Origin of the sequence: Ruegeria sp. HKCCA4812 (assembly GCF_013034245.1) — a bacterium.
Lineage (GTDB): Bacteria > Pseudomonadota > Alphaproteobacteria > Rhodobacterales > Rhodobacteraceae > Ruegeria.
The window spans coordinates 950614-965861 of sequence record NZ_WQFQ01000001.1; the positions used below are offsets into that span (position 1 = coordinate 950614).

At 58.5% G+C, this 15248-nt stretch carries 17 protein-coding genes; 9 read left to right on the forward strand and 8 right to left on the reverse strand.

What is annotated here, in order from left to right; translation table 11 throughout:
- Positions 1-2 precede the first annotated feature (2 nt).
- The 3 genes from purL (at position 3) to grxD (ending at position 2963) form a co-directional block, all read left to right on the forward strand.
- Positions 3-2162, forward strand: a complete 2160-nt coding sequence (gene purL / locus GOW04_RS04780) for a phosphoribosylformylglycinamidine synthase subunit PurL (RefSeq protein ID WP_171231695.1) — start codon at positions 3-5, stop codon at positions 2160-2162.
- A gap of 135 nt (positions 2163-2297) precedes the next feature.
- Positions 2298-2534: a BolA/IbaG family iron-sulfur metabolism protein gene (locus GOW04_RS04785; RefSeq protein WP_170354080.1), complete on the forward strand. Its 237-nt coding sequence runs from the start codon at positions 2298-2300 to the stop codon at positions 2532-2534.
- A gap of 66 nt (positions 2535-2600) precedes the next feature.
- Positions 2601-2963, forward strand: a complete 363-nt coding sequence (gene grxD, locus GOW04_RS04790; protein WP_171116094.1) for a Grx4 family monothiol glutaredoxin — start codon at positions 2601-2603, stop codon at positions 2961-2963.
- A gap of 6 nt (positions 2964-2969) precedes the next feature.
- On the opposite strand, the gene GOW04_RS04795 is transcribed toward grxD, so the two are convergent.
- From GOW04_RS04795 to GOW04_RS04805, 3 genes are read right to left on the reverse strand one after another with little or no spacing between them, the layout of a single operon-like run.
- Entirely contained in the window at positions 2970-3317 is a 348-nt protein-coding gene (locus GOW04_RS04795) for an MliC family protein (protein ID WP_152457876.1), read from the reverse strand.
- Positions 3314-3709: a cell division protein ZapA gene (locus tag GOW04_RS04800; RefSeq protein WP_171116096.1), complete on the reverse strand. Its 396-nt coding sequence runs from the start codon at positions 3707-3709 to the stop codon at positions 3314-3316. The genes GOW04_RS04795 and GOW04_RS04800 overlap by 4 nt, the downstream gene beginning before the upstream one ends.
- Complete coding sequence (locus tag GOW04_RS04805) at positions 3709-4563, reverse strand: hypothetical protein (protein WP_171231696.1); 855 nt, start codon at positions 4561-4563, stop codon at positions 3709-3711. The genes GOW04_RS04800 and GOW04_RS04805 overlap by 1 nt, the downstream gene beginning before the upstream one ends.
- A 236-nt stretch (positions 4564-4799) precedes the next feature.
- On the opposite strand from GOW04_RS04805, the gene tkt reads away from it, so the two are divergent.
- On the forward strand, positions 4800-6824 hold the full coding sequence (gene tkt / locus GOW04_RS04810) for a transketolase (protein WP_171231697.1): 2025 nt from the start codon (positions 4800-4802) through the stop codon (positions 6822-6824).
- A 56-nt stretch (positions 6825-6880) separates the two neighbouring features.
- Here tkt and GOW04_RS04815 read toward each other — a convergent pair whose 3' ends face one another.
- Positions 6881-7840: a DUF808 domain-containing protein gene (locus tag GOW04_RS04815; RefSeq protein ID WP_171231698.1), complete on the reverse strand. Its 960-nt coding sequence runs from the start codon at positions 7838-7840 to the stop codon at positions 6881-6883.
- 181 nt (positions 7841-8021) lie between these two features.
- Between GOW04_RS04815 and gap (GOW04_RS04820) the strand changes: the two genes are divergently transcribed.
- From gap (GOW04_RS04820) to gap (GOW04_RS04830), 3 genes are all read left to right on the forward strand, one after another.
- On the forward strand, positions 8022-9023 hold the full coding sequence (gene gap, locus GOW04_RS04820) for a type I glyceraldehyde-3-phosphate dehydrogenase (RefSeq protein WP_152457871.1): 1002 nt from the start codon (positions 8022-8024) through the stop codon (positions 9021-9023).
- A gap of 72 nt (positions 9024-9095) precedes the next feature.
- Positions 9096-9239: a hypothetical protein gene (locus tag GOW04_RS04825; protein ID WP_171231699.1), complete on the forward strand. Its 144-nt coding sequence runs from the start codon at positions 9096-9098 to the stop codon at positions 9237-9239.
- An 82-nt stretch (positions 9240-9321) separates the two neighbouring features.
- Complete coding sequence (gene gap, locus GOW04_RS04830) at positions 9322-10326, forward strand: type I glyceraldehyde-3-phosphate dehydrogenase (protein WP_152457870.1); 1005 nt, start codon at positions 9322-9324, stop codon at positions 10324-10326.
- Here gap (GOW04_RS04830) and coaD read toward each other — a convergent pair.
- The 3 genes from coaD to GOW04_RS04845 form a co-directional block, all read right to left on the reverse strand.
- Complete coding sequence (gene coaD / locus GOW04_RS04835) at positions 10318-10809, reverse strand: pantetheine-phosphate adenylyltransferase (RefSeq protein WP_152457869.1); 492 nt, start codon at positions 10807-10809, stop codon at positions 10318-10320. The genes gap (GOW04_RS04830) and coaD overlap by 9 nt on opposite strands.
- A gap of 85 nt (positions 10810-10894) precedes the next feature.
- Entirely contained in the window at positions 10895-11332 is a 438-nt protein-coding gene (locus tag GOW04_RS04840) for a CBS domain-containing protein (RefSeq protein WP_171116112.1), read from the reverse strand.
- Between the two features lie 60 nt (positions 11333-11392).
- Entirely contained in the window at positions 11393-12295 is a 903-nt protein-coding gene (locus GOW04_RS04845; RefSeq protein ID WP_152457867.1) for a LysR family transcriptional regulator, read from the reverse strand.
- A 104-nt stretch (positions 12296-12399) separates the two neighbouring features.
- Here GOW04_RS04845 and GOW04_RS04850 point away from each other — a divergent pair, with 104 nt between their 5' ends.
- A complete protein-coding gene (locus tag GOW04_RS04850) occupies positions 12400-13899 on the forward strand; it encodes a CoA-acylating methylmalonate-semialdehyde dehydrogenase (protein ID WP_171231700.1) in 1500 nt (499 codons plus the stop codon).
- Between the two features lie 203 nt (positions 13900-14102).
- The gene (locus GOW04_RS04855; RefSeq protein WP_171116564.1) at positions 14103-14687 is read left to right on the forward strand and encodes a L,D-transpeptidase; all 585 of its coding nucleotides are present in this window, start codon (positions 14103-14105) and stop codon (positions 14685-14687) included.
- A gap of 68 nt (positions 14688-14755) precedes the next feature.
- Here GOW04_RS04855 and GOW04_RS04860 read toward each other — a convergent pair whose 3' ends face one another.
- The gene (locus GOW04_RS04860) at positions 14756-15232 is read right to left on the reverse strand and encodes a fasciclin domain-containing protein (protein WP_152457864.1); all 477 of its coding nucleotides are present in this window, start codon (positions 15230-15232) and stop codon (positions 14756-14758) included.
- Between the last annotated feature and the right edge of the window lie 16 nt (positions 15233-15248).

Sequence of the window (15248 nt, forward strand, 5' to 3'; positions counted from 1 at the left end):
AGATGCAAGAGCCCGCCATCACACCCGATCTGATTGCCGCACACGGGCTCAAGCCCGAGGAATATGACATGATCCTCGAGATCATCGGGCGTGAACCTACTTTCACCGAGCTCGGCATTTTCTCGGCCATGTGGAACGAGCACTGTTCCTACAAATCTTCGAAGAAATGGCTGCGCACCCTGCCCACCTCTGGGCCCCAGGTGATCTGCGGACCCGGTGAAAACGCAGGCGTGGTGGACATTGGCGACGGTCAGGCCGTGGTCTTCAAGATGGAAAGCCACAACCACCCGTCTTACATCGAACCCTATCAGGGTGCGGCGACCGGCGTGGGGGGCATCCTGCGCGACGTCTTTACCATGGGCGCGCGTCCCATTGCGTCCATGAACGCATTGTCCTTTGGCGAGACTGGCCATCACAAGACCCGTCAACTGGTCAACGGCGTGGTCGAGGGTATCGGTGGCTATGGCAACTGCTTCGGCGTGCCTTGCGTCGGTGGCGAAGTGCGCTTTCACCCCGCATACAATGGCAACTGCCTTGTGAACGCCTTTGCGGCCGGTCTGGCTGACAGTGACAAGATTTTCTATTCGGCCGCGTCGGGCGTGGGTATGCCTGTCGTCTATCTGGGCGCAAAAACCGGTCGTGATGGTGTGGGTGGTGCAACCATGGCATCCGCCGAATTCGACGACACAATCGAAGAAAAGCGCCCCACCGTTCAGGTCGGCGACCCCTTCACCGAAAAACGCCTGATGGAGGCGACGCTGGAACTGATGCGGACCGGTGCGGTGATCTCGATCCAGGACATGGGCGCGGCGGGCCTGACCTGCTCGGCCGTTGAAATGGGTGACAAGGGTGGCCTTGGCGTGCGTCTTGATCTGGAAAACGTTCCTCAGCGCGAAGAAAACATGACAGCCTATGAAATGATGCTGTCCGAGTCTCAGGAGCGTATGCTGATGGTCCTCAAGCCCGAGCTTGAGGCCGAGGCCCGCGCTGTGTTCGAAAAATGGGATCTCGATTTCGCAATCGTTGGCGAAACCATTGCCGAAGACCGCTTTCTGATCATGCATAACGGTGAAGTCAAAGCCGATCTGGTTCTGTCCAAACTGTCTTCCACCGCGCCGGAATACAACCGCCCATGGGAGCCTACGCCACAGGCAGAGGAACTGGCCGAAGTGCCCCAGATCGACCCGATTGACGGGCTGCGCGCACTGCTCGCATCGCCCAACTACGCCGGCAAGCAGTGGGTTTACGAGCAGTACGACACCATGGTGATGGCGGATTCCGTCCGCACGCCGGGTCTGGGTGCGGGCCTGGTCCGCGTCCACGGGACCGACAAGGTGCTTGCCTTCACATCCGACGTGACCCCGCGCTATGTGCGCGCAAACCCTTTTGAGGGCGGCAAACAAGCGGTGGCCGAAGCCTATCGCAACCTGACCGCCGTCGGCGCCAAGCCGCTGGCCACCACGGACAACCTGAACTTCGGCAATCCCGAAAAGCCCGAAATCATGGGCCAGTTTGTCGGTGCCATACAGGGCATCGGCGCCGCAGTCGGCGCGTTAGATATGCCGATCGTGTCGGGCAACGTCTCTCTGTACAATGAGACCGACGGACAGGCCATTCTGCCGACCCCCACCATTGGCGCAGTCGGCCTGTTGCAGCATTCGGACGAGGTCATCGGCAACGAAGTGCGCGAAGGCCACGTCGTGCTGGTGATCGGTGAAACCAAGGGGCATCTGGGTCAATCCGCCCTTTTGGCCGAGGTGTTCAACCGCGAAGACGGCGACGCCCCGCATGTCGATCTGGATGCCGAAAAGCGCAACGGTGATTTCATCCGCGCCAACCGCGAGATGATCAAGGCCTGCACCGACCTCAGCGATGGCGGCATCGCTCTGGCTGCCTTCGAACTGGCAGAAGCCGCAGGCGTTGGCGTATGTCTTGACGACGCCCCGACTGAATTCCTGTTCGGTGAAGATCAGGCCCGCTATCTTGTGGCGTGCAATTTCGATCAGGCCGAGGCATTGATGATTGCGGCCGGTCAGACCGGCGTTCCGCTGAATGCGGTTGGTCGTTTCACCGGCGATACGGTGAAGATCGGCAGCTCGGAAGCCTCGCTTGATGAACTTGCCGCGATTTACCGCAACAGCTTTGCCGAGGCTGTCGCCTGACAACGCAACGCGAATGCCAATCGAAACCCGCGCTGTGATCCGGTGCGGGTTTGGTTGTTTTTGCATGTGCCAGTGCTCTTGCACGCCCGGTTCATGCGCTCTACATCTTGGGAAAGACCTTCTGGAGATACCTACATGCCGATGAGCGCCCACGAAATCGAACACCTGCTGCGCGAAGCCTTTCCCGACGCCGAGATTCAGGTCGGCGGAAGTGACGGTGTTCATATGTCTGCCATGGTGGTGGATGAAAGCTTTCGCGGCAAAAACCGGGTTCAGCAACAGCGCGCTGTTTACGCAGCTCTGAAGGGCAAGATGGACGGCCCGGACGGAGAATTGCACGCGCTGGCGCTGACCACCAAAGTGCCGGAATAAGCTTCTCGGCTTCTTTCGAGGCGAACATATGACTCTCCCGTTGGAGAAACGAATAGGAAACGCAAAATGACCGATGTGAAAACCCAGATCGACGAAACCGTCAAAGCCAATGACGTGGTGCTGTACATGAAAGGCACCAAGGAAATGCCGCAATGCGGGTTTTCCTCGCGCGTGGCCGGCGTTCTGAACTATATGGGCGTCGAATACACCGACGTGAACGTGCTGGCCGACGAAGATGTGCGTCAGGGCATCAAGGATTATTCCGACTGGCCGACCGTGCCGCAGCTGTATGTCAAAGGCGAATTCGTAGGCGGTTGCGACATCATCACCGAGATGACCCTTTCGGGTGAGCTGGACACGCTTTTTGATGAAAACGGTGTCGGCTACAACAAAGAAGCAGCCGACAAAATCCGCGAAGCAAACGCGTAATCCTGCCTACCGGCTGGAACAGTCCCGATAAATCGCCTGCTCATTGGCGGCACCCGCCGCCAAATAGCTGATCGACGCGTTCCAGCCTTTAGAGCGCAGGATATAGGTTCCTTCGGCTCCGAGAGATTCATAGCGGATGCCCGATCCGCTTTCGACCTGACGCATCGCGACCAGAGTATTGTCCACCATCGTCGCCGCCGCGCCTGAACCGTCGGGCGCGTTGAAATAGGTCACCGGCAACGGCACGCCGTTCTCGCAGGTAAAGGTGACAGACAGAATGTCGATTTCGGCGAGTGCCGCCGTTGCCGGGAAAACAAGCAAAGCACCGCAGAAGAAATTGCGCAGATACGTCATTGTGCCTTCTTCTCCTCGACGACCGAAGCCAGCGCTTCCGCACGTGCTGCCAGCTCGGCCAGCGTATCCGTGACGGATGGCGGCACCACCGCGACTTCAATACGTTCAGGTTCCGGCGCGGGCGCGTTTCTCAGCGATTGAAGCTCGGCCTCGGCCTCGGCCAGCCTGGCCTCCAGCGACTTGACCTTGTCTTCCGTTGCCGCCGTCTTGTCAGCCAGCAGCAGACCGGCCATCAGCAACATGCGCGCTTCCGGCATCCGCCCAATCTGATCGGACAGAACCTGCGCTTCGTCATCCAGCATTTTGGCGGCCGCGTGCAGAAAGGGTTCTTCCCCGTCCCGGCAGGACACGTCAAAACCCCGCCCGCCAATATGAATGGTTACCTCGGGCATTACTCTACCTCACCTTCTACAAGTTTTGCCTGCGACAGCAGAGGTTCCAACCGTGCCAACACGGCCTGCGCTTCGGCGGCGTCCGAAGCCTGCGCCGCGCGCGTCGCCTCTAGCTCGGCAACGGTGGCGCGGTTCAGCAATTCAGCGTCCGTCAGCCCTTCTGCGGCGGCGGAACGCAACTCTTCGACCGAATTCCGCAACTGCTCGTTCGCCTTGCGCATACGTTGCAGATCGTCATCCAGCCGGGACATCGCAGCACCATGGCTGGCCCGTTCGGCCCGCAGCATCTCAAGCTCGGCGCTCAGTTCATCGACCCGTACCGTATCTTCAAGCTCTGCCTTGAGGCGGCTGTTTTCCGCCTCGACTTCTTTTGCCTCAGCAAGCAATTCACGCAATTGCTCAAGTTCGGCTTTCACCGCCGAAGGATCTTCGATGCCGTCAAGTTCGGTGCGCAACCTTTCGTTCTCGGCCTTCAACGCGTCCAGTTCGGCACTGTTGTCCAAGGCCGCCTTGGCCTCGGCCAGTTCGGCGCGGGCCGCTTCGACAGACGCGATTTTCGCCCGGGCTTCCTCCAGCTCTGCGCGCAGCGCATCCGCGTCTGGGGCATCCGCTGGTTCCGTGCGCAGCTCCTCCAGATCAGCACGCAGCGCGTCCACTTGTTTTTCGTGCTGCTCTTTCAGGGTCTTCAGTCGTTCCTGAAGCTGCGCATTGGCAACTCTTTCGTCTTCAAGTTCGGCCTGAAGCCTCTCATTTACTTCAGCGTTCCGGGACGCACCGCCCAGCCCTTCGACGCCCGCACTGATACGGTCCATCGCAGCAATAATGCGGTGCTGTAGTTCCTCTAACTGGCTCATGCCCCTGTCACCTCTTTATCAAGGTTCATTCTGTCGCGAAGTTATCCGAATCAAAACCGAATCCCGCTTACCGACAGTCTAACGGAATGCGACAGAAAATACCCACTGTTTGGTTTCAATCACTTGGGCCGCGCTCTTCACCTATCGGGCGTTGCCAAAGCCCGGTTCCGCTTGCACTTTGGGTGTTGAATGGTATTGAGCGCGCAATCTGCTTTTTATCCAAAGGAACAACGCCCGTGGACCTGACTGCGCTGCGCAAAGCCAACCCCGAACACTGGGACAAAGCTGCGGCCATCCGCACCCTGACCCTTGACGCCGTCGCCGCCGCAAATTCCGGCCATTCCGGTATGCCGATGGGCATGGCCGATGTTGCGACCGTTCTGTTCGAAAAGCACCTGAAATTCGACGCTTCGGCCCCGAACTGGCCGGACCGCGATCGGTTCATCCTGTCGGCTGGTCACGGTTCGATGCTGGTTTATTCGCTTCTCTATCTCACCGGTCATGCCGATGTGACGCTGGAAGAGATCAAGAATTTTCGCCAGTTGGGCGCCAAGACCGCGGGCCACCCTGAAAACTTTCTGATCGACGGTGTTGAAACCACGACCGGCCCGCTTGGTCAGGGTATCTCGAACGCCGTGGGTTTTGCCATGGCCGAGGAAATCCAGCGCGCGCATTACGGCAAGAAAGTCGTGGATCACTATACTTACGTGATCGCGGGTGACGGCTGTCTGATGGAAGGTGTCAGTCAGGAAGCGATCACATTGGCCGGCCGCCATGAGCTGAGCAAACTGATCGTCTTCTGGGACAACAACAACATCACCATCGACGGCACTGTCGATATCGCCGATCGCACCGATCAGGTCCGCCGGTTTGCGGCCTCTGGCTGGCACGTGATTGAGATCGACGGTCATGACCCCAAAGCCATCGATGCGGCCATAGTTCAGGCGAAAAAGTCCAAGAAACCAACCATGATCGCCTGTGAAACCCATATCGCCCTGGGTCATGCTGCGCAGGACACCTCGAAAGGTCATGGCGCACTGACGGATCAGGAACAGCTGAAAGCCGCGAAAGAGGCCTATGGCTGGCCGCACGACACATTCGAAGTTCCAGCCAACGTCAAATCCGCTTGGGAAGCCATTGGTGCACGCGGCACAGACGAACGTGCGGCTTGGGAAGAACGTTTTGCCCAGCTTTCCGAGAGGAAACAGGCCGAATTCAAACGCGCCTATGCATTTGAGGCCCCCAAGCGGTTGGCTGGCGCCATTCGTGCGTTCAAAAAACAGATGTCTGAAGAACAGCCGAAACTGGCCACCCGCGCCTCGTCCGAAAAAGTTCTGAACGTCGTGAACCCGATCATGACCGAGACTGTTGGCGGCTCAGCCGACCTGACCGGATCGAACAACACAAAATCGGCTGATATGGGCGTGTTCCTGCCGGAATACCGCAAGGGCCGCTATATCCACTACGGCATTCGCGAACACGGCATGGCCGCAGCGATGAACGGTATGGCGCTGCACGGCGGTATCCGCCCCTATGGCGGTACCTTCATGGCCTTCACCGATTATGCCCGCCCATCCATGCGGCTGGCGGCACTGATGAAGATCCCGTCGGTTTTCGTAATGACCCATGACTCGATCGGTCTGGGCGAGGACGGCCCGACCCACCAGCCTGTGGAACATCTGGCCATCTCGCGCGCGACGCCGAACACCTATGTGTTCCGCCCCGCCGATACGATCGAAACCGCGGAAGCCTGGGAACTGGCACTGACATTCAAGGACAGCCCCTCGGTCCTGTCGCTGACGCGCCAGGGCGTGCCGACCGTGCGCACCCAGCACAAGACCAAGAACCTGACCGCCCAGGGCGCCTATGTTCTGGCCGAGGCCGAGGGCAAGCGTCAGGCGATCCTGATCGCGACCGGGTCCGAGGTGTCGCTGGCCATGGAAGCCAAAGCGATGCTCGAAGCCGAAGGCATCGGCACCCGCGTCGTCTCGATGCCCTGCATGGAGCTGTTCGCCGAGCAGGACGAAGCCTATCGCAAGCGGGTACTGCCTGCCGGTCCGGTCCGTGTCGGCATCGAGGCCGCCGTGCGCGCCGGTGGCTGGGATCGCTGGCTGCTGGGCGAGCGTGGCCGCGAAGCCAAGGCAGGCTTCATCGGCATGTCCAGCTTTGGCGCCTCGGCCCCTGCCGGTGAGCTGTACAAGCATTTCGGCATCACGGCCGAAGCAACTGTGGCCAAGGTCAAGGAACTGTTGGGACTTTAAAACAGTCCCTTCTGATCGAGCAAAGGGCGGCCTTGGCCGCCCTTTTCATTTTGGTTTCAATGCGTTTCGGATTTGCTGAACAGGGGCATGATTATCTTGGTCGCCACCGGGATCAAAACCAATCCCCAGGCCAAACCAAATACGCCATCCATCGTGGCCTTGGATACCCACTCAACCGCACCAACCCATTGATCAGACACGGAATGCCCAATGGCATATGCCCAATCGTGGATATGATGGCCCAGCCAGCCAAAGCCCAGAACCTCCATCCCGTGGATGACGATCGAGCCCCCCACCCACAGCATCGCCGCAGTTCCGACAATGGACAGTGTTTTCATCACTCCGGGCATTGCCTTGACCAACCCTCGGCCCAGACCGCGACCGATAGGTGTTGGCGCGTTCTGCGCCAGATAAAGCCCCACATCATCCATTTTCACGATCAACGCGACGGACCCATAGACGGCCACCGTCACGCCGATCCCGACAACGGCCAGCGTCGCGGCCTGCATCCACAGGTTCGGGGCTTCGATCGCCGCCAATGCAATGGTCATGATCTCGGCAGACAGAATGAAATCGGTCTTGATGGCGCCCTTGACCTTTTGCTCTTCCAGGTGGCCCGGATCGCGGTTTTTCATATCGTCCTCAATCACGTGGCTGCCATGAGGAAACAGCACATGAAAAATCTTCTCGGCCCCTTCAAAACATAAATATGACCCGCCAAGCATCAACAAGGGCGTGATCAGCCACGGCGCAAAATTGGCCAGCAACAAGGCGACGGGCAGCAAGAGTATGATCTTGTTGAAGATCGACCCGCGCGCAATGCGCCAGATGATCGGCAACTCGCGCGCCGGGGCGAAACCTTGCACGTATTTCGGCGTCACTGCTGCGTCATCAATGATCACACCGGCGGTTTTGGCCCCCGCTTTGCCTGCCGCCGCGACCACATCATCCACTGATGCCGCCGCAACTTTGGCAATGCCTGCCACATCATCCAACAGGGCCAAAAGACCACTCATCGCGTTTCCCTTCAATCTGCTGTCGCCAACCGGACCCTACCTGATCCAACGGCTAGCGCAAGCGTTAGCGCAACCGGCGCAGGTTTGCGCTAACACCTTAAAAATATGCCGTTTTTGCCCTTTTGAGATTCCCTTTTCGCCGTTATATGGCCCTCAAAGCAAGCGCATCTGGAGACGTCATATGACCATCAAGGTCGGTATCAATGGTTTTGGCCGTATTGGCCGCTGCACCCTGTCGCACATCGCCGCGTCCGGGCGCAACGACATCGAAGTGATCAAAGTCAACGCAACTGGCCCGTTGGAAACCTCGGCGCATCTGCTGAAATATGACAGTGTTCACGGGCGTTTTCCGCGCGACGTCACCATTGACGGCAATACCATGGATCTGGGTCGCGGCCCGATGCAGATGTTCTCGACCTACGACATGACCGAGTTGGACTGGGAAGGCTGTGACGTCGTTCTTGAATGCACCGGCAAGTTCAACGATGGCCTGAAGGCCAAAACGCATCTGGAACGTGGCGCCGGCAAGGTTCTTCTGTCGGCTCCGGGCAAGAACGTGGACAAGACCATCGTTTTCGGCGTCAATCACAACACGCTGGCCGCCAATGACAACATGGTTTCGAACGGTTCGTGCACGACCAACTGCCTCGCCCCGCTGGCCAAGGTGCTGGACGAGGGCGTCGGTATCGAACACGGCATCATGACGACAATCCACGCCTACACAGGCGACCAGCCGACACTGGACCGTCGCCACAGCGACCTCTACCGCGCCCGCGCGGCTGCGATGTCGATGATCCCGACCTCGACCGGCGCCGCCAAGGCGCTGGGTGAAGTTCTGCCAAACCTGAAAGGCCGTCTGGACGGGTCCGCCATTCGCGTCCCTACCCCGAATGTTTCGGCTGTGGACCTGACGTTCCGTGCCTCGCGCGACACAAGCACGGCGGAAATCAACGCGATCGTCGAAGAGGCCGCCAAGGGCCCGATGCAGCGCGTTCTGGGATATGAGCCCGCTCCGCTGGTGTCGACCGACTTCAACCACACCGAGGAAAGCTCGATCTTTGCACCGGATCAGACCCGCGTCGTCGATGACCGCATGGTCCGCGTTCTGGCCTGGTATGACAATGAATGGGGCTTCTCGGTCCGTATGGCCGACGTAGCTGTTGCGATGGGCCGCCTTAACTGACCCTTCGGACTTCGCTTGTACCTTGATGCCCGCTCAGGTTATCTGAGCGGGCATTTTACGTTCAGGACAGCCATGACCAACCAAATCGCTATCTGGCTCGGCCTTCTTCTGCTCGGCGGTGTTGTGCTGGATGTTGCGCTGTACGGCACCGAACATCTGCTTTTCCTCGGAAAGAAACTTTACGACTTTTTGGACTGGCTCGCTTTCTGGCGATGACAGAGGTTTTCCTTGACATTTCGCTTGATCTGTCATTGTTAGCGCTAACTCATCTTGCTGAGACATTTGGACGGAGCAGACCATGACCTTGAAACTGGCGATCAACGGATTTGGACGGATCGGGCGCGGGGTTCTGCGCGCGGTGATGGAAAGCGGACGTACGGACGTCGAGATCGTCGCGATCAACGATCTTGGCAAACCCGAGATGAACGCGCACCTGTTTGAATTTGACAGCGTTCACGGCCGCTACCCCAACCCGGTTACGCTCAGCGATGCAGGTCTGGACGTGGGTCGTGGACCAATTCGGCTGAGCAGCGAGCGCAACCCCGAGGATCTGCCCTGGTCGGATATAGACGTCGTTCTGGAATGTACGGGTGTGTTTCGTACGCGCGAAGCGGCGGAACGTCACTTCAAGAACGGATCCCGGAAAGTTCTGATCTCTGCTCCGGCCAGAGGTGACGGCGGTGTGAAAACCATCGTCTTTGGTGTCAACGATGGCGAACTGACCGCCGATGATCTGGTGGTCTCAAACGCATCCTGCACCACCAACTGCCTGTCTCCTGTTGCTGCGGCTCTGGATGCCGGCCTTGGTATCAAGCACGGCAATATGACCACTGTTCACGCTTACACTGCCAGCCAGCCGGTGCATGATACAGTGGGAAAAGATCCCTACCTGTCCCGAGCGGCGGCGCTGTCGATGATCCCTACGACAACCGGTGCGGCCGCTGCCGTGGGGCTAGTGCTGCCGCAACTCAAAGGAAAACTGACCGGTCAGGCCATCCGTGTTCCAACCCCCAATGTCTCGGTCGTTGATCTTGTGGCCGAGGTTTCACGCCCGACGACCGAAGAAGAGGTCAACCAACTGTTCGTCGATGCGGCTGCCAAAATCCCCGGCGTTCTTGCCGCGGAAAGCCGTCCTCTGGTTTCCATCGACTTCAATCACGACCCGCACAGCTCGACCGTGTCACTGGCTGAAACCAAAGTCACTGATGGCACGCTGGTTCGTGTGCTGGCGTGGTATGACAATGAATGGGGCTTTTCGAACCGGATGCTGGATACTGCGGCCGCAATGGGTGCCTTAGCCTAACCTTTTTTTCAGCGCATCATTGACACGGGGCGTGACGAATTTCGACACGTCCCCGTTCAGCCGGGCGATTTCCTTCACCAGCTTGGACGCGATCGCCTGATGGCGCGCTTCGGCCATCAGGAACACGGTCTCGATCGAATCGTCCAGAGCCCGGTTCATGCCGACCATCTGAAATTCGTATTCGAAATCGGCAACCGCACGCAGGCCACGCACGATGATTTGCGCGCCTACATCACGCGCACAATCAATCAGCAGGTTTTCGAAGGGATGCGCGATGATTTCGGTTCCGGTCTGCTCGGACAGCCGGGCGCATTCCGCTTCGATCATGGCCACGCGCTCTTCCAGCGAGAACAGAGGACCTTTGTCCCGGTTGATGGCCACACCGATAACAAGTTTGTCCACCAAAGCTGCCGCCCGACGGATGATATCGATGTGCCCCATGGTGATGGGATCAAAGGTTCCAGGATACAATCCAACCCGCATCGCGCCCTCCTGCGCAACAAAATTTCTGCGCAAGCAAACATAACTTTGCTGCAGGTGCAAGTGATTGCTTGGGCAACCCTTGTCGTCAGTGCCCCATTATCATGCCTTCAAGGGCATCTTTTTCCATCGCAAGTTCGGAAAGCTGAGCCTTCACCACATCACCCAAAGTGACAATGCCTACAAGTTTTCCATCTTCAACCACCGGCATGTGGCGAAAGCGCCCCTCTGTCATACGGGACATAATGTCTTCCACGGTGGTCTGGCGCGTCGCCGTGACGAGGTCCTGGGTCATATAAGACTTTACCGGTTGGTTCAGACAACCACTGCCGCTGGCCGCCAATTCCCGGACGATGTCGCGTTCCGAAAGGATGCCGACCGCGGTATTGCCACCATCGTCGGAAACAACGACCGTACCGATGCGCTTGTCCGCAAGAATCTTCGAGGCCTCTGAGACTGTCGCCGTTGACGCCACGGTCACGACACCATCTGTCGCTTTGGACTTCAGGATGGCCTGAACTAGCATGAAGAATACCTCCGGAATAATAACACTTATTCCAAAGCGTTGCGCGATTGCCGCGACCTGTCAAGCGTCGGGGCCTGCTTCCAAACGAAGCACTTCATCGCGAATACCGCGTGTCAGGGCATCCGCAAAGCGGTTCAACCGCTCGTTGCGCTGGTCACCCTGATGCCTGACCAGATAGAAGCTGCGCGTCAAACTCACTTGATCCGTCAGGATTTTCCGAAGCCCCGGGTGGAACGGCAACGTGAAATCATGCGCCACGCAAACCCCTGTTCCCAGGCAGACCTGCCGCAGTTGAACCGATACCGAATTCGATGCAAGAGCGACACGGTCAACGCCAATGTCATTCAGGTAGTCGAGTTCCCGGTCAAAGATCATGTCGGGGATATAGCCGATCAATCTGTGGCCCTTCAGGTCAGCTATGCTCCGGATCGGATCATGTCGCTTCAGATACTCTTCGGTCGCGACCATGTGCAGCTTGTAGTCGCTGATTTTCTTCACCAGCAGCTGACCGGCGGTCGGCGCACTGACCGTAACCGCCATATCCGCCTCGCGACGGGACAGGTTGATCACACGCGGAAGCGCAAGGATCTGAATGTCCAGATCAGGGTTTGCGTCGCTGATTTTGGCACACACCTGCGGCAGCAGGTAGTTGGCACTGCCGTCCGGCGCGCCAATCCTGATTTGCCCGCTTAGCGTTTTCGTTGGTCCGGTTACCGCCCCGGCCGCCGCGCGCATCGCCTCTTCTGCGTGCAGCCCGTGTTCCAACAGCCGCTGTCCCGCCGGGGTCAGAACATAGCCTTGCTGCGACTTGGTGAACAATGTGGAATCCAGCGTCGCCTCCAGGCGCGCAATGCGCCGACCGACGGTGGCAGGGTCGATCTTCAGGATACGACCAGCGGAAGACAGGCTTTCCTCGCGCGCAACAGCCAGGAAAATCCGCATATCATCCCAATTTGGGGTCATTTTGATCCCTTTTGCATTTTTGCAAAACTCTTTTGAGACATTGCCTCTGTTCGCGGGATTTCTGCAAGCCTATTCTGCGCGCAAATCTATCGGAGGAGCTATTGATGCAAGACCTGACCCATTTCCTGAACGGCGAAATGGTCGCCGGAACGTCCGGTCGTTTCGACGACGTCTACAACCCGGCAACTGGCGAAGTTCAATACAAGTGCCCGATGGCCAGTGCGGCGGAAACCACCGCCGCGATCGAGGCCGCCGCCGCCGCCCAGCCCGCATGGGGCGCAACCAACCCGCAGAAGCGCGCGCGCGTCATGATGGCCATGGTCGGCCTGATGAACCGCGACATGGACAAACTGGCCGAAGCGCTGAGCCGCGAGCACGGCAAAACCATCCCCGACGCCAAGGGTGATTTGCAGCGTGGTCTGGAAGTGATCGAATACTGCATTGGCGCACCTCAGATGCTGAAGGGTGAGTTCACCGACAGCGCGGGCCCCGGCATTGACATGTATTCCATGCGCCAGCCTTTGGGTGTTGTCGGCTCGATCATGCCGTTCAACTTTCCGGCCATGATGCCGCTCTGGCACGTTGGCCCTGCCCTGGCCTGCGGTAACGCCGTTGTTCTGAAACCGTCCGAACGCGACCCGTCCGTGCCGCTGATGCTGGCTGAACTGTTCGTCGAAGCAGGCCTGCCCAAAGGCGTTTTCCAGGTCGTGAACGGCGACAAGGAAGCGGTCGACACCATCCTCGACAGCGAGATCATTCAGGGCGTCAGCTTTGTGGGTTCAACCCCGATCGCACAGTATATCTACAGCCGCGCAACCGCGAATGGGAAACGAGCACAGTGCTTCGGCGGTGCCAAGAACCACATGATCGTCATGCCCGACGCCGATCTGGATCAGGCGGCGGACGCGCTGGTTGGCGCCGGTTTCGGTGCGGCTGGCGAACGTTGCATGGCCGTTTCGGTTGCTGTTCCCGTGGGTGGAGAGACCGCGGACGCACTGATCGAAAAACTGGTGCCGCGCATCGAAAAGCTGAAGGTTGGCCCCTACACTGCCGGCGATGATGTCGACATGGGCCCGGTTGTGACCGCCGCCGCCAAACAGCGCATTCTGGGCCTGATCAATTCAGGCGTCGAACAGGGTGCGAAACTGGTTGTCGACAACCGCGACTTCAGCCTGCAAGGCTATGAGGACGGCTTCTTTGTCGGCCCGCACCTGTTCGACCACGTGACGCCCGAGATGGACATCTACAAACAGGAAATCTTTGGCCCGGTTCTGTCCACCGTGCGCGCGGGTTCGTACGAAGAGGCCCTTAAACTGGCGATGGATCACGAATACGGAAACGGCACCGCGATCTTTACCCGCGATGGCGATACCGCACGTGACTTTGCTAGTCGTGTGAACATCGGAATGGTCGGCATCAATGTTCCGATTCCGGTTCCGCTGGCCTATCACACCTTCGGCGGTTGGAAGAAATCCATGTTCGGCGATCTGAACCAGCACGGCCCGGACAGCTTCAAGTTCTACACCCGCACCAAAACCGTGACCGCACGCTGGCCGTCGGGCATCAAGGAAGGTGGCGAGTTCAACTTCAAAGCAATGGACTGATCCCACTGTTTCCTGACGCTTGAAGCCCGGCCCGTTAAATGGCCGGGCTTTTTGCATCTTTCCGCCGAAAACCAGCTTTCGTCCGCTCGGTCACAGGAAATTCAAGTGGTTCACTCTGGAAAAATTCAACCAACACCCATATTTTGGCGTGAACGATGTACTGAGCAGTGAACTTATCGGAGGCAACCTTGTCCGAATCCCGTATGACCCGTCGCTCTGCCTTGCTGGGCGTGGCTTCTTTGGTGGCAACACCTGCCCTTGTTCGGGCACAAAGCACGGATGCTTTCCCTGAAACGGAAGACGCGATCAGTACGCAATTGCCAGTCCGACGCAATATATCGTCCTTCTCGCAGCAGAACTGGCAGGACCATTTCGATGAGTTGGGCGTTGGTTGCCTGTTGGCCGATATCACCAGCCGCGCCGTCCATTACTGGGGGCCTGACGGCACATACAAACTGTACCCAAGTTCCGTACCCATGAGCGAAGAGCTTACCAAACGCGGGTACACGAAAGTAGTGCGCAAAACCGAATTCCCAAGCTGGACACCTACGGCATCGATGCGCGAACGTGATCCTTCGCTGCCTCTTCGGATGGAAGGTGGCGATCCCGGCAACCCACTGGGAACCCGCGCCATGTATCTGGGTTGGCCTGCCTATCTTGTCCATGGCACGCACGACACCCGCAAGATCGGTCGTCAGAGCTCGTCAGGTTGCATTGGCCTGTACAACCAGCATGTAGAAGAGCTGTATCCGCTGGTAAAAGTCGGCACGCAGGTTCGACTGGTCTGATCCACCCGGGCTGAAAAGCAAAAGCCCCAGTCGATCGCCGGGGCTTTCTTGTCTTTGGAAGACGGCGTTTATTCCGGAAGGATCACGGCATCGACGACGTGGATGACGCCATTGCTGGCTTCGATGTCGGCCTGTACGACCTTGGCGTCGTTCACTTTCACGCCGTTTTTGGCGTTGACGCTCAGCCGGTCGCCCTGAACAGTCAGGACCTTGGCGCGTTTGCCGGCGATATCACCGGACATAACCTTGGCCGGTACCACGTGATAGGTCAGGATCGCGACCAATTGATCTTTGTTTTCTGGTTTCAAAAGCGTCTCGACAGTGCCTTCAGGAAGCGCAGCAAAGGCTTCGTCTGTGGGTGCAAATACTGTGAACGGACCGTCACCTTTCAGGGTGTCAACCAAGCCTGCAGCCTGAACGGCGGCGACCAGAGTGTTGAACGACCCGGCGGCAACTGCGGTGTCGACGATATCAGCGGCCTGAGCCTTGAGCGGCATAGCAAATGCAAGTGCGGCGGCTGCGCCCATGAATGTACGACGGAACATAGCTGTCTTCTCCTCT

Excerpts from the sequence above, each read along its gene's own strand:
- GOW04_RS04800 (WP_171116096.1), bottom strand. The coding sequence starts at position 3,709 with ATGCCCGAGGTAACCATTCATATTGGCGGGCGGGGTTTTGACGTGTCC.
- GOW04_RS04860 (WP_152457864.1), bottom strand. The coding sequence starts at position 15,232 with ATGTTCCGTCGTACATTCATGGGCGCAGCCGCCGCACTTGCATTTGCT.
- purL (WP_171231695.1), top strand. The coding sequence starts at position 3 with ATGCAAGAGCCCGCCATCACACCCGATCTGATTGCCGCACACGGGCTC.
- GOW04_RS04840 (WP_171116112.1), bottom strand. The coding sequence starts at position 11,332 with ATGCTAGTTCAGGCCATCCTGAAGTCCAAAGCGACAGATGGTGTCGTG.
- GOW04_RS04795 (WP_152457876.1), bottom strand. The coding sequence starts at position 3,317 with ATGACGTATCTGCGCAATTTCTTCTGCGGTGCTTTGCTTGTTTTCCCG.
- GOW04_RS04825 (WP_171231699.1), top strand. The coding sequence starts at position 9,096 with ATGACCAACCAAATCGCTATCTGGCTCGGCCTTCTTCTGCTCGGCGGT.
- GOW04_RS04815 (WP_171231698.1), bottom strand. The coding sequence starts at position 7,840 with ATGAGTGGTCTTTTGGCCCTGTTGGATGATGTGGCAGGCATTGCCAAA.
- coaD (WP_152457869.1), bottom strand. The coding sequence starts at position 10,809 with ATGCGGGTTGGATTGTATCCTGGAACCTTTGATCCCATCACCATGGGG.
- gap (WP_152457871.1), top strand. The coding sequence starts at position 8,022 with ATGACCATCAAGGTCGGTATCAATGGTTTTGGCCGTATTGGCCGCTGC.
- GOW04_RS04850 (WP_171231700.1), top strand. The coding sequence starts at position 12,400 with ATGCAAGACCTGACCCATTTCCTGAACGGCGAAATGGTCGCCGGAACG.
- GOW04_RS04805 (WP_171231696.1), bottom strand. The coding sequence starts at position 4,563 with ATGAGCCAGTTAGAGGAACTACAGCACCGCATTATTGCTGCGATGGAC.
- grxD (WP_171116094.1), top strand. The coding sequence starts at position 2,601 with ATGACCGATGTGAAAACCCAGATCGACGAAACCGTCAAAGCCAATGAC.
- GOW04_RS04785 (WP_170354080.1), top strand. The coding sequence starts at position 2,298 with ATGCCGATGAGCGCCCACGAAATCGAACACCTGCTGCGCGAAGCCTTT.
- GOW04_RS04855 (WP_171116564.1), top strand. The coding sequence starts at position 14,103 with ATGACCCGTCGCTCTGCCTTGCTGGGCGTGGCTTCTTTGGTGGCAACA.
- GOW04_RS04845 (WP_152457867.1), bottom strand. The coding sequence starts at position 12,295 with ATGACCCCAAATTGGGATGATATGCGGATTTTCCTGGCTGTTGCGCGC.
- gap (WP_152457870.1), top strand. The coding sequence starts at position 9,322 with ATGACCTTGAAACTGGCGATCAACGGATTTGGACGGATCGGGCGCGGG.